Source organism: Lacrimispora sphenoides (genome assembly GCF_900105215.1).
Classification (GTDB): domain Bacteria; phylum Bacillota; class Clostridia; order Lachnospirales; family Lachnospiraceae; genus Lacrimispora; species Lacrimispora sphenoides_A.
In genome coordinates this window covers 1,413,076-1,427,611 of the sequence record NZ_FOIP01000001.1, presented here as the reverse complement: position 1 = coordinate 1,427,611, position 14,536 = coordinate 1,413,076, and the positions used below count along the sequence as shown (strand labels likewise).

The window sequence follows — 14,536 nt, the reverse complement described above, 5'->3', positions numbered from 1 at the left end:
ACATACAATACCAATCTAACATTTAATTATTGTATAATTTAAACATTTTTTCCTAAAAAAGGAGGTCAGATGGATTGAAAAAGATGAAAAAATTTTGGCAGGACAATTTTATTCCTTATATGTTCCTGCTTCCCTGGCTTATAGGTATTATGGGGTTGACAGTTTATCCTATGTTCATGTCGCTCCGTATGAGTTTTACGGATTATGATTTCACAAAGCCTGATTCGGCCCAGTGGATCGGTTTCGGTAATTACATAAGAATGTTTGGTTCATTATTCGGCATCACTGATTTTACGGCGGGTTCGGGCAAAGTTATGAGGGTCGATCCATACTATTTAAAATCATTATCAGTAACATTTACCTATGTATTAACATCGGTTCCTTTAAAGCTGGTATTTGCATTACTGGTGGCTGTATTGATGAATCAGAAACTGCGTTTCGTATCTTTTTACCGTGCCGTATATTACATTCCCACCCTGTTAGGAGGTTCAGTGGCCATAGCTGTTTTGTGGAGAAAGCTTTTTGAAAAGGAAGGTTTGATAAACGGTATCCTCTCATCCATTGGATTTACGAATCTTCCTGGATGGATCACCAATCCCAAATATGCCCTGGGAACTCTGGTCTTGCTTACGGTATGGCAGTTCGGCTCATCCATGATCATCTTTCTGGCTGGTTTAAAACAGATTCCCATGGACTACTATGAGGCAGCCAGTGTAGATGGTGCCAGCAAAGTACAGCAGTTTTTTTCAATAACAATCCCCTCCCTTACGCCGGTCATACTTTTTAATCTGGTCATGCAGATGATTTCGGCATTCCAGACATTTACTCAGGCATACATCATCGGAGGCGGCAAAGGAGGCGTCTTAAACTCAACGCTTTTTTATACACTTCATTTATATCTGCAAGGATGGACTTACCATGAAATGGGTTATGCCTGTGCAATGGCGTGGGTACTTCTTATTATTATCGGTTCATTTACGGCAATCATATTTGGGTCGTCAAAACTTTGGGTCTCCTACGGAAACGGAGAATAATTATGAAAGCAAAAAGACAACTTCACATCATACTGACACATATTTTTATCATTACACTGGGAATTACCATGCTATATCCGGTTATCTGGATGGTCGTCAGTTCTTTTAAGCCCAACAATATGATATTCAGCGACACAGGTCTGATTCCCAAAGCAATTACCATTCAAAATTATATCAGCGGCTGGAAGGGCTATGCCGGTGTTTCTTTCGGAAATTTTTTCTTAAACTCCATGCTTTTGTGCATAACCGCAGTGGCCGCAAATTTAATTTCATGTACGATGGCGGCTTATGCTTTCGGAAGGCTTAAATTTTTCGGAAAAAACTTCTGGTTTGGTATCATAATGATAACTCTTATGCTCCCGGCACATGTTACATTGGTTCCCCGTTATATCCTTTTTAACACCTTCGGCTGGGTAGGAACTTACCTGCCGCTTCTTGTTCCCAAATTTTTAGCGACTGACGCATTTTTTGTATTTCTGCTGGTTCAGTTTATAAGGGGACTGCCAAAAGATCTGGATGAAGCAGCCATCATTGACGGCTGCGGAAAGGTGGGAATCTTTTTCAGGATCGTTATTCCTCTTGCCGGACCGGCGATGGTTACTACCGCACTCTTTACTTTCCTCTGGACATGGGACGATTTTTTCAATCACCTTCTTTATCTTACGTCTCCGGAAAGCTACACAGTATCCCGTGCCTTAAGAACCTTTGTAGGCGATGCGGGAGCCGTATCAAACTGGGGCGGAGCACTGGCTATGTCCACTCTGGCCATGCTGCCAAGCTTTATTTTATTCTTTTCCCTTCAAAAATATTTTGTTCAGGGCATTGCTACATCCGGAATTAAGGGTTGATGCCCGTTCCAATCAAATAACATGAAAAGGAGAATCTTATGAAAAAATCGATTCAACTGCTGTTAGCTGCCTGCACAGTCCTTTCCTTATGGGGATGCAGTTCCAAGGCCGCTCAACAAACAACAGAAGCGGCGACCACTGCTGCGGCCGCAGAATCACAAAAGCCTGAAAGTGAGCCGGCAGATACAAAAGGCCTTCCCCCATATACCGGTGGATCGGCTGAACTGCGCTTTAGCTGGTGGGGCAACGATGAACGGGCTTCCCTCACCAATCAGGTGATCGACCGGTTCATGGCCGCCTATCCCGATATCAAAGTTACAGGTGAACCTAACGGCGGTACTGCCGATCATTTTCAGATCATTGATACCCAGCTTCAGGGGAATAATGCTCCTGATCTGATCCAATTCGGAGGCAATTATCCGGATTACATACAGTATCTTACTCCTCTTAATGACTTTCTCGGGAAACAGCTTTTGATCAATACTGCCGAGCAGGGACCGGCATCACAATGTCATGAATATTATGACCCATAACAATTTAAGAGCCATGCACTGGAACAGCCTGTCCCAGCACATGGCCGACCATTTTATCACACGGCACTTACTGAATCCAGAAGAATTCTGGACTTACATGCCACTTCCATCCATTGCGGTAAATGATCCTCTATTTCGTAATATTCCCACTAACGACTGGAGCGGCCAATCAGAAGCGCTCACGTTTCAGCGCGCGATCCGTGCTCTTGAGAATTATGGCTATGATCATCTGATCCCATATCTTGGAGAAAAGCTGTTTCGTGCAATCGGGAAAACATGCATTTTTGTACAGCAGTATGATCCTTTCACCGGGAAGCCCTCCTTAGAATCCTTAGAAGGAATGCAGGATTCCTATGGCCCTGCCATGCTTTCCGTCATGGAGTATGCAGCCCGTATGTACGGGATTCACATGGAACACGATAAGATTTACTGGGGAACTACAGGAGGACACGAAAGTCTCTATGAGCAGGTATGGGGAAATCATCTATTTAAAATAAAAAACTCAGGTACCCGGTCAGAAGCCATTGTTGACGGAAAAAAAGTTTTTGAAGCCGGAAAAGACTTAAAGATCATTACAGATATAAAAGGGAATCTATTGGATTTAAGGCGATTGAATGCACATGCAGATATCAGACAAATAAAAACGTTTTTATAAGTCACGGAATAATAGTAAAAGCCATTGCTCCTCAAAATACATGGAGCAATGGCTCAGTTTTTTCAGTGATTATCCTTTCATGGCCTTAAATAACGCCTGGGAGACCGCCACAGTAAGTATTCCCGCCACGATAGCCTCCGGAATTCCGTTGATACATATGATTCCAATAATTACGGAATAGATTCCTTCCGCCAGTCCCCTTGCCGCCTGTCCATATTCTTTTCCGAAAAATAAGTAAATCAGATTCATTACCAATAAAGTATTGGTTAATGATCCTGCCACTCCTGCGGCCGCCAAAGCAATGGTCCTCTTTCCGCTTCTCTCGCCCAGAGCTTTTAATACCGCCCGGAACACATAATAGGCCACGATACCTACAAGAATCCTGGGAATCATACAAATGATCAGGCTGCCTATATTCCCACCGTACTCTCCTACTTTAATAAAAGGAGAAAATACAAAGGAAGTAGGATTGGGCATGTAGGTATTTTTCCACAGACTGGTCAGTCCGAATACCATTCCCAAGAATCCGCCATATTTTGGTCCAAGTATAATGGCTCCAATTATGACCGGAACGTGAATGATCGTGGCGTTCATAAATCCCAGGGGAATGTACCCAAAGGGTGTAAACGCCATGATGACGATAATGGCAACAAATACGGCTGCCAGTACCAGGCTACGGGTTTTGTTCTCAATATTCATTTTTTTACCTCCTGTGCTACTGTTCTTTTATAAAGATACAATGCATCTGGTTACATGTGCATTATATTATAGAAAGCTTTTATCCGTCAATCCGCGTCAGGAAATTTTCGCCCATTTTGTTAATTTACATAAACTTATCAACATTATGGGGATAACTTGTGGAAAACTCTATGGATATTATCTTGATAATTGTTGTTTTATTCACAGGCCTGTCCTTTCAGCCCATATAAATTCCACGCTCCCGGGATGTGAATAACAGAACTTACCAAATACACCTTTTTTGTGGACAACTTTCTCTCTGGATGATTATCAACACATCATTCACATGCAATACACATCCTCTGCACACACTTATCCACAATTTTTTTCTATTATCATTGAAAATTGTTTCAAAATAGTATAGAATGAACTGTAGATTGGGTAAATGCGCATATTTGCATTTTTATAGATGTAGGAGACTTACAATGTTAGAAAAGTTAAAGGAAAAATGGGATGATATCTTATTTAATTTGAAAGAAGAGCACGAAATTACGGACGTGTCTTTTAAAACTTGGCTTCTTCCGCTAAAAGTTTATTCTGTAAACGGCGAAAAAGTCATTGTCACGGTACCGGATGTGGAATTCTTGGGATACATCCGCAAAAAATACGGGTTTCTTCTAAAAATCACCATAGAAGAAGTGACTGGATTTGAGTGCAGTGTTGATTTTGTTGTTGAAAATCAACTTCCGAAAGAGGCCGCCGCCCCTGCGGGTAACACTCTTATTACTAATACCATAAATCAGGTCAGCCAGTCGGCTATCATAACCGCAAATTTAAATGCGAAATACATATTCGATACCTTTGTGGTAGGTGCCAACAATAACCTGGCTCATGCCGCCTCTTTGGCTGTTGCAGAATCTCCAGGTGAAATTTATAATCCTCTGTTCATATATGGAGGCGTGGGTCTTGGAAAAACTCACTTAATGCATTCCATCGGCCATTTTATCTTAAAGAATAATCCGGCTGCAAAGGTTCTCTACGTGACCAGTGAGAAATTCACCAATGAGCTGATCGATGCAATCCGTAATAAAAACAACTTCTCTCCTACTGAATTCCGTGAGAAATACAGAAACAATGATGTTCTGCTGATCGATGATATCCAGTTTATCATTGGTAAAGAAAGTACCCAGGAGGAATTCTTCCATACCTTCAACGCCTTATACGAGGCCAAAAAGCAGATTATCATTTCCTCTGATAAACCACCTAAGGAAATCGAAACCTTGGAGGAACGGCTCCGTTCCCGGTTTGAATGGGGCTTAACCGTGGACATACAGTCCCCTGATTATGAGACCAGGATGGCCATCCTCAGGAAAAAGGAAGAAATGGAAGGCTATAACATTGACAATGAAGTCATTAAATACATAGCAACCAACATCAAATCCAACATCCGGGAACTGGAAGGCGCCCTGACAAAAATCGTAGCCCTCTCCCGCCTTGATAATAAGGAGATTACCGTAGAACTGGCGGAAGAAGCATTAAAGGACATAATCTCCCCCAACGACAAGCGGGAAGTCACGCCAGAACTTGTCATACAGGTTGTTGCAGATCATTACGGCATTACTCCCCTTGATATCTCTTCCCAGAAAAGAAACAAGGAAATCGTTTATCCACGTCAGATTGTTATGTACCTCTGCCGCGACATGGTTGGAACCCCCTTACAGATGATTGGAAAATACCTGGGAGGAAGGGACCATACTACCATCATCCATGGGATAGAAAAAATTAACGCAGAGATAAACAAAAACGATACTTTAAATAACACCATTGAAATTCTTAAAAAGAAAATTAGTCCACAATAAGGTGTGTATTAGGTGTTAATTACCTGTGGACAATTAAGGGCCTTAAATCGTTTCTCATATGATTGTGGATAACCCTAAAGTTTTCCTTAGATTATGTGGACGTTATTCACACTGTTATGAACATGGAAACATCAACCTTTATATAGGTTATCAAGGCTTTTACACAAACCCACAGCCCCTACTACTAATACGACGGAATTTAACTATATCATCCATCTATTTATTGCAATTTCTAGAGTAAAGGAGTTATCAACAATTATGAAACTGACATTTAAACAGGATGAGATCCTAAACGGCATTAATATCGTACTGAAAGCGGTTCCCAGTAAAACAACCATGTCCATCCTGGAATGTATCTTCATCGATGCTAGCGGATCAGAGATCAAACTGACCGCCAATGATATGGAGCTGGGAATAGAAACAAAGGTAGAAGGAACCATCCTGGAAAGAGGTAAAATCGCCCTTGAGGCAAAGCTGCTTTCAGAGATCGTAAGAAAACTCTCTTCTGTAGGAGATTCCCTTGTTACCATTGAAAGCGATGAAAAGCTTACCACCACTATTTCCTGTGAAAACTCCGTATTCCATATCCAGGGTAGGGATGGGGAGGAATTTGCTTATCTTCCGTATATTGAACGGGATCATTATATCTGCCTTTCCCAGTTCTCATTAAAGGAAGTGATCCGCCAGACTATTTTCTCCATTGCTCCCAATGACAGCAATAAAATGATGACCGGAGAGCTTTTCCAGGTATCCGGAAACCAGTTAAAGGTGGTTTCTCTGGATGGTCACAGGATATCTATCCGAAATATTGAATTAAAAGATACTTATCATGATATAAAAGTCATTGTTCCTGGCAAGACTTTAAATGAAGTCAGCAAGATCCTTGGCGGAGACAATGAAAAGGAAGTGCTTATTTTCTTTAGCACCAACCACATTTTATTCGAATTTGATGATACCATTGTTGTTTCCCGTTTAATTGAAGGAGAATATTTCCGGATCGATCAGATGCTGTCCAGCGATTATGAGACAAAGACCGCTGTTAATAAAAGAGAGCTTCTGGACTGTCTTGACCGGGCAACCATCCTGGTAAGGGAAAATGATAAAAAGCCCCTGATCATGAATATCGAAGATCAGGAAATGCAGCTTAAGATGAATTCCAGCTTTGGCTCCATGAATGCCCAGGTTCCGATTCATAAAACAGGAAGTGACATCATGATCGGCTTTAATCCAAAGTTCCTGATCGATGCCTTAAGAATTATTGATGACGAAGAAGTAACCATTTACATGCTAAATCCCAAATCCCCCTGCTTTATCAGGGATGAAGAGGGCAAATATATTTACCTGATCCTTCCTGTCAACTTTAATGCGGCAGCTGTTTAAACTGACCGTATATGATAAAGGAAAGATAGGAGCAACCATTTATGCCCAAAAGCATGGGCAAAAGAGAGGAACGCCCTGCGGGCATACCTTAATGCCCAGAAAACATGGGCAAGAGAGAGGAACGCCCTGCGAGCATACCTTAATGCCCAGAAAACATGGGCAAGAGAGAGGAACGCCCTGCGGGCATACCTTAATGCCCAAAAAACATGGGCAAGAGAGAGGAAACTATGGAGACAATCAAGTTAAGGGATGAATACATTAAGCTGGGACAGGCCTTAAAGGCAGCCGGTATGGTTGGATCAGGGGTTGACGCCAAATTTGTCATTGAGGATGGTCTTGTGCAGGTCAACGGCCAGGTAGAATACCAGAGAGGAAAGAAATTAAGAGCCGGAGACGTAGTCACTTTTGATGGCAATACCATTAAAATCGAGGAATAACACCATCCATGATCATTGAATCGATAGAGCTTAAGAATTACCGCAACTATGATGAATTACATATGGATTTCAGTCATGGAACCAATATACTCTATGGGGACAATGCCCAGGGGAAAACAAATGTCTTAGAAGCAATCTATGTCTGTGCTACGACAAAATCCCACAGAGGGAGCAAGGATAAGGAAATCATACAGTTTGACAGGGATGAGTCGCATATCAAGCTAAACATCAGAAAGAAAGATATTCCATACCGGATTGACATGCATTTGAAGAAGAATAAAGCCAAAGGCGTGGCAGTAAATGGCGTTCCCATAAGGAAGGCCAGTGAGTTGTTTGGAATCGTCAACGTTGTATTTTTTTCTCCGGAGGACTTAAATCTCATAAAAAACGGGCCAGCCGAAAGGCGACGGTTCGTTGATTTAGAATTATGTCAACTAAACAAGCTTTACGTCCATTCCCTAGTGCAGTATAATAGGATTGTGACGCAGCGCAATAAACTGTTGAAAGATATGGCTTTCCGGCCTGATTACGAAGAAACCCTGGACATATGGGATATGCAGCTGGTCCAATATGGAAAGGAAATGATTGGTTACCGGAAAGAATTTATTGAACAGCTGGATGGAATCATAGGGCCCATCCACGGGAATCTTTCCGGGGAAAAGGAAACTCTGCGCATCCTTTATGAGCCAAATGTAGAGGCGGATGCGTTTGAAGATGTCATAAGGCGAAGCAGGCAGCAGGATATCAAGCAGAAAACGACGCTTACCGGTCCCCACCGGGATGATTTAAGTTTCATCATCAACGGAATCGACATTCGCCGGTTTGGTTCCCAGGGGCAGCAGAGGACAGCGGCTTTGTCCTTAAAGCTTGCAGAAATAGAACTGGTAGAAAAAACAGTATATGATTATCCCATCCTTTTGCTGGATGACGTATTATCAGAGCTGGACAGCAGCAGACAAAATCAATTACTTGCAGGAATCAATCATATACAGACCGTGATCACCTGTACGGGACTGGAAGAATTTGTAAGAAACCGGTTTCCCGTAGATAAGATATTCAAGGTGGTAAGTGGTACCGTAGGCAGTGAAAATTAATTCAGGAGGAAGCGTGCAAATATGAGTCAAGAATATGGTGCAGATCAAATCCAGATATTAGAGGGTCTTGAAGCAGTAAGAAAAAGACCTGGTATGTATATCGGCAGTACATCCACAAGGGGACTTCATCATCTGGTTTACGAGATCGTGGACAATGCGGTGGATGAGGCTCTGGCAGGATATTGCGACAGCATAGAGGTGATTGTCCATCCTGACAATTCCGTTACAGTCGTGGATGACGGACGAGGGATTCCCGTAGGTATCCAGAAAAAAGCCGGGATTCCGGCGGTAGAGGTGGCATTTACCATTCTTCATGCCGGCGGCAAATTCGGCGGCGGGGGATATAAAGTTTCCGGCGGCCTTCACGGCGTAGGCGCTTCTGTAGTAAATGCTCTTTCCCAGTGGCTTGAGGTGGAAATCCGCCAGGATGGAAAGATCTATAAACAGCGTTATGAAAAAGGAAAGACCATGTATCCATTAAAGGTCATAGGAGATTGCGGCCCGGATGAGCATGGAACAAAGGTTACCTTCCTTCCCGATGATGATATTTTTGAAGAAACGGTCTATGATTATGATACATTAAAGATCCGTCTCCGTGAAACCGCATTTTTAACTAAAAACTTAAAGATTATCCTGAAAGATGAGAGAGAGGATAAACGGGAGCACATGTTCCATTATGAAGGGGGCATCAAGGAGTTTATCACCTATTTAAACAAGGGTAAAACCCCTCTCTATGATCAGGTGTTTTATTGTGAAGGAACAAAGGATGGTGTCTATGTTGAGGTCGCCATGCAGCACAATGATTCCTACACAGAGAATATCTACAGCTTTGTCAATAACATCAATACTCCAGAGGGTGGAACCCATCTGGCAGGCTTTAAGAGTGCCCTGACAACCACCTTAAATGATTATGCCAGAAAGAACAGACTGTTAAAGGAAAATGAAACCAACTTATCTGGTGAGGATATCAGAGAAGGTCTGACAGCTATTATAAGCGTTAAGATCGAAGAGCCTCAGTTTGAGGGCCAGACAAAGCAGAAATTAGGAAACAGTGAGGCAAGGGGAGCGGTGGATAACCTCTTAAGAGAACAGTTCACCTATTATTTAGAGCAGAATCCAAGCCTTTCAAAAACCATCTGTGATAAATCCATCCTGGCCCAGCGGGCAAGAGCCGCGGCCAGAAAGGCCAGGGATTTAACCAGGAGAAAGACCGCCCTTGAGGGGATGGCTCTTCCTGGAAAGCTTGCAGACTGTTCCGATAAAAATCCGGAAAACTGCGAGATCTACATCGTCGAGGGAGACAGTGCCGGTGGCTCTGCAAAGACGGCCCGTTCCAGAAACACTCAGGCCATCCTTCCCCTGCGAGGAAAAATCCTTAATGTAGAGAAGGCAAGGCTTGACAGGATTTATGCCAATGCGGAAATAAGGGCCATGATTACCGCATTTGGATCAGGAATCCATGAGGACTTTGACTTAAGCAAATTAAGGTATCATAAAATTATCATCATGACCGATGCCGACGTGGATGGTGCCCATATCAGCACCTTGCTGCTCACCTTTTTATACCGCTTCATGCCGGAGCTTATCCGGGAGGGCTATGTATATCTGGCACAGCCTCCTTTATACAAGGTTGAAAAAAATAAAAAGGTATGGTATGCCTACAGCGATGAAGAACTTAATTCCATCTTAAAGGAAATCGGCCGTGACAACAACAATAAGATCCAGCGTTATAAAGGTCTTGGAGAGATGGACGCAGAACAGCTTTGGGAAACCACTATGGACCCGGAACGAAGAGTCCTTCTGCGTGTCATCATGAATGAGGACACCACATCCGAAATGGATTTAACCTTTACCACCTTAATGGGCGATCAGGTAGAGCCAAGACGTGAATTTATCGAAGCCAACGCCAAATATGTACAGAATCTTGATGTTTAATTGGAGGAAATAAAATGGAACCAAATATCTTTGATAAAGTTCATGATGTGGACCTAAAAAAGACCATGGAAAAATCGTATATCGATTATGCCATGAGCGTCATTGTTTCCAGAGCCCTGCCTGATGTAAGAGACGGTTTAAAACCGGTTCAGCGTAGAGTTTTGTATTCCATGATCGAGCTCAACAACGGTCCGGATAAACCACACCGTAAATGTGCCCGTATCGTCGGTGATACCATGGGTAAGTACCATCCTCATGGCGACAGCTCTATTTACGGAGCGCTGGTGAATTTGGCACAGGAGTGGTCTACCAGATATCCGTTGGTGGATGGTCATGGAAACTTCGGTTCCGTGGATGGAGACGGCGCGGCTGCTATGCGATATACGGAAGCCCGCTTAAGTAAGATTTCCATGGAGATGCTTGCGGATATCAACAAAGATACCGTTGATTACAGCCCCAACTTTGACGAGACAGAGAGGGAACCGGATGTCCTTCCGGCCCGTTATCCCAATCTTCTGGTAAATGGTACCTCAGGCATTGCCGTTGGTATGGCTACCAACATCCCACCTCACAACTTAAGAGAGGTCATCAATGCGGTCGTTCATATTATTGACAACCAGGTGGAAGAAAACAGAGAAACCACCATGGAAGAAATCCTGGAAATCATCAAAGGACCTGACTTCCCAACCGGAGCAACCATCCTCGGAAAACGGGGTATTGAGGAAGCGTACCGCACAGGTAGAGGAAAAATCCGTGTCAGGGCTGTCAGCGATATTGAGGCTATGGCAAACGGAAAAAGCCGGATCATTGTAACCGAGCTTCCATACATGGTCAATAAAGCCCGCCTCATTGAAAAAATTGCAGAACTTGTGAAGGATAAAAAGATAGACGGCATTACCGACTTACGGGATGAGTCCGACCGTTCTGGTATGAGGATCTGTGTTGAGCTCCGCCGGGATGCCAATGCCAATGTAATACTTAATCAGCTGATCAAGCATACCCAGCTTCAGGATACCTTTGGCGTGATCATGATTGCACTTGTTAAAAACAGTTCCGGTGTTCTGGAACCAAAAGTGTTAAACATCCTTCAGATGTTAAATTATTATCTGGATCATCAGAAGGAAGTAGTTACCAGAAGAATCCGTTACGATTTAAATAAAGCAGAAGAAAGAGCCCACATTTTGCAAGGCTTGCTCATTGCCCTGGATAATATTGATGAAGTCATCAGGATCATTCGCGGTTCGGCAAATGTCCAGGCAGCCAAGGCAGAACTTATGAGCCGTTTCGGCTTAAGCGATGTCCAGTCTCAGGCAATTGTGGATATGCGTTTGAGAGCTCTTACCGGTCTGGAAAGAGAAAAGCTTGAGAACGAATTCAGAGAACTGGAAGCCAGGATTGCAGAGTTAAAGGCCATCCTTGCCGATGAGAAAAAGCTATTAGCAGTGATCAAGGAGGAAATATCCATCATTTCCGCAAAGTACGGAGATGACAGAAGAACCTCCATCGGCTTTGATGAATACGATATGTCCATGGAAGACTTGATTCCCGATGAAAGCACCATCGTCGCCATGACAAAACTGGGATACATTAAGAGGATGTCTATTGACAACTTCAAGAACCAGAACCGGGGCGGCAGGGGAATAAAGGGAATGCAGACCATTGACCAGGATTACATCGAAGACCTGATGATGACAACAACCCATCATTACCTGATGTTCTTTACTAATACAGGCCGTGTTTACCGGTTAAAGACTTATATGATTCCGGAAGGAAGCAGAACCTCCAGAGGAACCGCAATTGTGAACCTTCTGCAGATGCTTCCTGGAGAAAGCATTACAGCTATCATCCCCATGAAAGAATATGACGATGACAAGTTCCTCTTCATGGCAACCAAGAACGGAATGGTAAAGAAAACACCTATGAGGGAATACGCCAATGTCCGTAAGAACGGCCTTCAGGCCATTGTCCTTCGGGAAAATGATGAACTGATTGAGGTTAAGGCAACTGACGATACAAAGGATATTTTCCTGGTAACGAAAAAGGGCCAGTGCATCCGGTTCCATGAAAAGGATGTCCGTATCACAGGACGTGTATCCATTGGTGTTATCGGTATGAAGCTCAATAATGATGACCAGGTCGTTGGCATGCAGATGGAGTCCCAGGGACCAAAGCTTTTGATAGTTTCTGCTAACGGTATGGGCAAGCGTACTCCTATTGAAGAATTTACTCCTCAAAGAAGAGGCGGAAAAGGCGTTCTGTGTTATAAGATCACAGAAAAGACCGGTGATATCGTAGGAGCCAAGCTGGTTGAGGATGACCATGACCTTCTTCTGATCACAACGGAGGGTATCGTGATCCGCATTTCTGTCAATGATATCTCTGTGATAGGCAGAAATACGTCCGGAGTGAAGTTAATGAACATTGACCAGGATTCTGATATCAAAGTTGCCAGCATTGCCAAAGTACGGGATGACGGAAGCAAGTCCGACGGAGAAGGCCTGGAAGAATTGGATCTCCAGGATGAAGAGATCTTGGAAGAAATCAAAGAAACGGATGAGGCTCCAGTAGAGGAATAAAATTTTAACACTAAAGATATTGTAATATTTTATTTTTTATATTATAATGTTTACCATCAATAATTCAGTAAAAGACTTTGAATGCAGAAATAATAATTTTACTGCATACAAAGTCTTTTCCTTATTGAAATTTAGCAGGAAAAACCTGCTTGGACAAAATATATGTCCTAAAAAAAGGAGGAATACCAGCTTGGACAGTGACCCAGGCGCGGCGCAGATAGCCGCACAGATTTTATTATTAATTGCTTTGACCTTAATGAATGCGTTCTTCGCAGGAGCGGAAATGGCTGTTGTATCAGTCAACAAAAACAGGATCCGGATGCTGGCTGACAGCGGAAATAAGAAAGCAGCTCTGATTCAGAAGCTTTCCGAGGATTCAACCGGTTTTCTTTCAACCATCCAGGTAGCCATAACCTTTGCCGGTTTCTTTTCCAGTGCATCGGCTGCAACAGGAATTTCACAGATACTTGGTGGAAAGATGCTGGCTTTGGGAATCCCCTACAGCCGTAGTATTGCCATGGTGACAGTAACCATCATCCTGTCTTATTTTAACCTGGTATTTGGCGAACTGGTACCGAAAAGGATTGCATTGCAAAAAGCGGAATGGTTCAGCTTATTCGCAGTACGCCCTATTTACGGCGTATCAAAAGTCATGGCTCCGTTCATTAAGCTTCTTTCTGTATCAACCAATGGAATCTTAAAGCTTCTTGGCATGAAGACTGACAATCTGGAGGAAGAAATTTCTGAGGAAGAAATTCGTTCTATGCTCCAGCTGGGTCGGGAAAGCGGAGTGTTCAATAAAATCGAAGAAGAAATGATTACTTCTATTTTTCTCTTTGATGATAAAAGAGCCAGAGAAATCATGACTCCCAGACAGGATATGGTGGCAGTGGATATAAAAAATCCTATGGAGCTTGTCCTTAATGAGATACTGGACAGCAGACATTCCAGAATTCCGGTTTATGAAGAAGAAATTGATAATATTATCGGTATTTTATCCATGAAGGATTTTATCATTGAAATGAATAAATATGATCAGGCGGGTATTGATATCCGAACCATCATGCAGAAGCCTTTTTTTATTCCGGAAAATAAAAAGACAGATGATTTATTTCTGGAAATGAAAAAAAGTAAAACCAAAATGGCCATCCTGGTGGATGAGTACGGAGGAGTTTCCGGTCTTATCACAATGGAGGATCTGATAGAAGAAATTGTAGGAGATATCCCGGATGAATATGATGATTGGGAGCCGGAGCTGATAGAAGTGGAACCTAATGTCTATAAAGCAACAGGAAGTATATCTCTGTATGATTTGGATGATGTGCTTCATGAAGAAATAGAAAGCTCCTGTGATACATTGTCAGGATATCTGATAGAAATACTTGGTTTTATACCAAAGAAATCTCAGCTTCCATTGGATCTTGAGGATGAAAAGAATCTTTATACCATTTTAGAGATGGATGATAAAGTAATAAAGAATGCCATTGTCCGGATAAAGGAAAAATAA

Annotated in this window: 12 protein-coding genes; 11 read left to right on the top strand and 1 reads right to left on the bottom strand. The window is 42.8% G+C overall.

Annotation, left to right across the window (positions count from 1 at the left end):
- Positions 1-83 precede the first annotated feature (83 nt).
- From BMW45_RS06595 to BMW45_RS06580, 4 genes are read left to right on the top strand one after another with little or no spacing between them, the layout of a single operon-like run.
- Positions 84-1,034: a carbohydrate ABC transporter permease gene (locus BMW45_RS06595; protein ID WP_242883097.1), complete on the top strand. Its 951-nt coding sequence runs from the start codon at positions 84-86 to the stop codon at positions 1,032-1,034.
- Between the two features lie 2 nt (positions 1,035-1,036).
- Complete coding sequence (locus tag BMW45_RS06590; protein WP_092241514.1) at positions 1,037-1,882, top strand: carbohydrate ABC transporter permease; 846 nt, start codon at positions 1,037-1,039, stop codon at positions 1,880-1,882.
- 38 nt (positions 1,883-1,920) lie between these two features.
- On the top strand, positions 1,921-2,415 hold the full coding sequence (locus tag BMW45_RS06585) for an extracellular solute-binding protein (RefSeq protein WP_092241512.1): 495 nt from the start codon (positions 1,921-1,923) through the stop codon (positions 2,413-2,415).
- Positions 2,396-3,070, top strand: a complete 675-nt coding sequence (locus BMW45_RS06580; protein WP_092241511.1) for an MGH1-like glycoside hydrolase domain-containing protein — start codon at positions 2,396-2,398, stop codon at positions 3,068-3,070. Before BMW45_RS06585 ends, BMW45_RS06580 begins: the two co-directional genes overlap by 20 nt.
- 69 nt (positions 3,071-3,139) lie before the next feature.
- Here BMW45_RS06580 and BMW45_RS06575 read toward each other — a convergent pair whose 3' ends face one another.
- Positions 3,140-3,769 carry an ECF transporter S component gene (locus BMW45_RS06575; RefSeq protein ID WP_092241509.1) on the bottom strand — a complete coding sequence of 210 codons (630 nt, stop codon included), beginning with the start codon at positions 3,767-3,769 and terminating at the stop codon, positions 3,140-3,142.
- A gap of 464 nt (positions 3,770-4,233) precedes the next feature.
- On the opposite strand from BMW45_RS06575, the gene dnaA reads away from it, so the two are divergent.
- The 7 genes from dnaA to BMW45_RS06535 all read left to right on the top strand — a co-directional run bounded on the left by dnaA (position 4,234) and on the right by BMW45_RS06535 (position 14,536).
- Positions 4,234-5,607, top strand: a complete 1,374-nt coding sequence (gene dnaA, locus BMW45_RS06570; RefSeq protein ID WP_092241507.1) for a chromosomal replication initiator protein DnaA — start codon at positions 4,234-4,236, stop codon at positions 5,605-5,607.
- Between the two features lie 258 nt (positions 5,608-5,865).
- Positions 5,866-6,987: a DNA polymerase III subunit beta gene (gene dnaN, locus BMW45_RS06565; protein WP_054791215.1), complete on the top strand. Its 1,122-nt coding sequence runs from the start codon at positions 5,866-5,868 to the stop codon at positions 6,985-6,987.
- A gap of 227 nt (positions 6,988-7,214) precedes the next feature.
- On the top strand, positions 7,215-7,424 hold the full coding sequence (locus BMW45_RS06555; RefSeq protein WP_054791221.1) for an RNA-binding S4 domain-containing protein: 210 nt from the start codon (positions 7,215-7,217) through the stop codon (positions 7,422-7,424).
- Between the two features lie 8 nt (positions 7,425-7,432).
- Entirely contained in the window at positions 7,433-8,518 is a 1,086-nt protein-coding gene (recF, locus tag BMW45_RS06550) for a DNA replication/repair protein RecF (protein ID WP_092241503.1), read from the top strand.
- 21 nt (positions 8,519-8,539) lie between these two features.
- Positions 8,540-10,453 (top strand): DNA topoisomerase (ATP-hydrolyzing) subunit B, encoded by a 1,914-nt coding sequence (gyrB, locus tag BMW45_RS06545; RefSeq protein ID WP_092241501.1) that lies wholly within the window; start codon positions 8,540-8,542, stop codon positions 10,451-10,453.
- Positions 10,454-10,467: 14 nt separating this feature from the next.
- The gene (gene gyrA, locus BMW45_RS06540; RefSeq protein ID WP_092241500.1) at positions 10,468-13,029 is read left to right on the top strand and encodes a DNA gyrase subunit A; all 2,562 of its coding nucleotides are present in this window, start codon (positions 10,468-10,470) and stop codon (positions 13,027-13,029) included.
- Positions 13,030-13,219: 190 nt separating this feature from the next.
- Positions 13,220-14,536 carry a hemolysin family protein gene (locus BMW45_RS06535; RefSeq protein ID WP_092241497.1) on the top strand — a complete coding sequence of 439 codons (1,317 nt, stop codon included), beginning with the start codon at positions 13,220-13,222 and terminating at the stop codon, positions 14,534-14,536.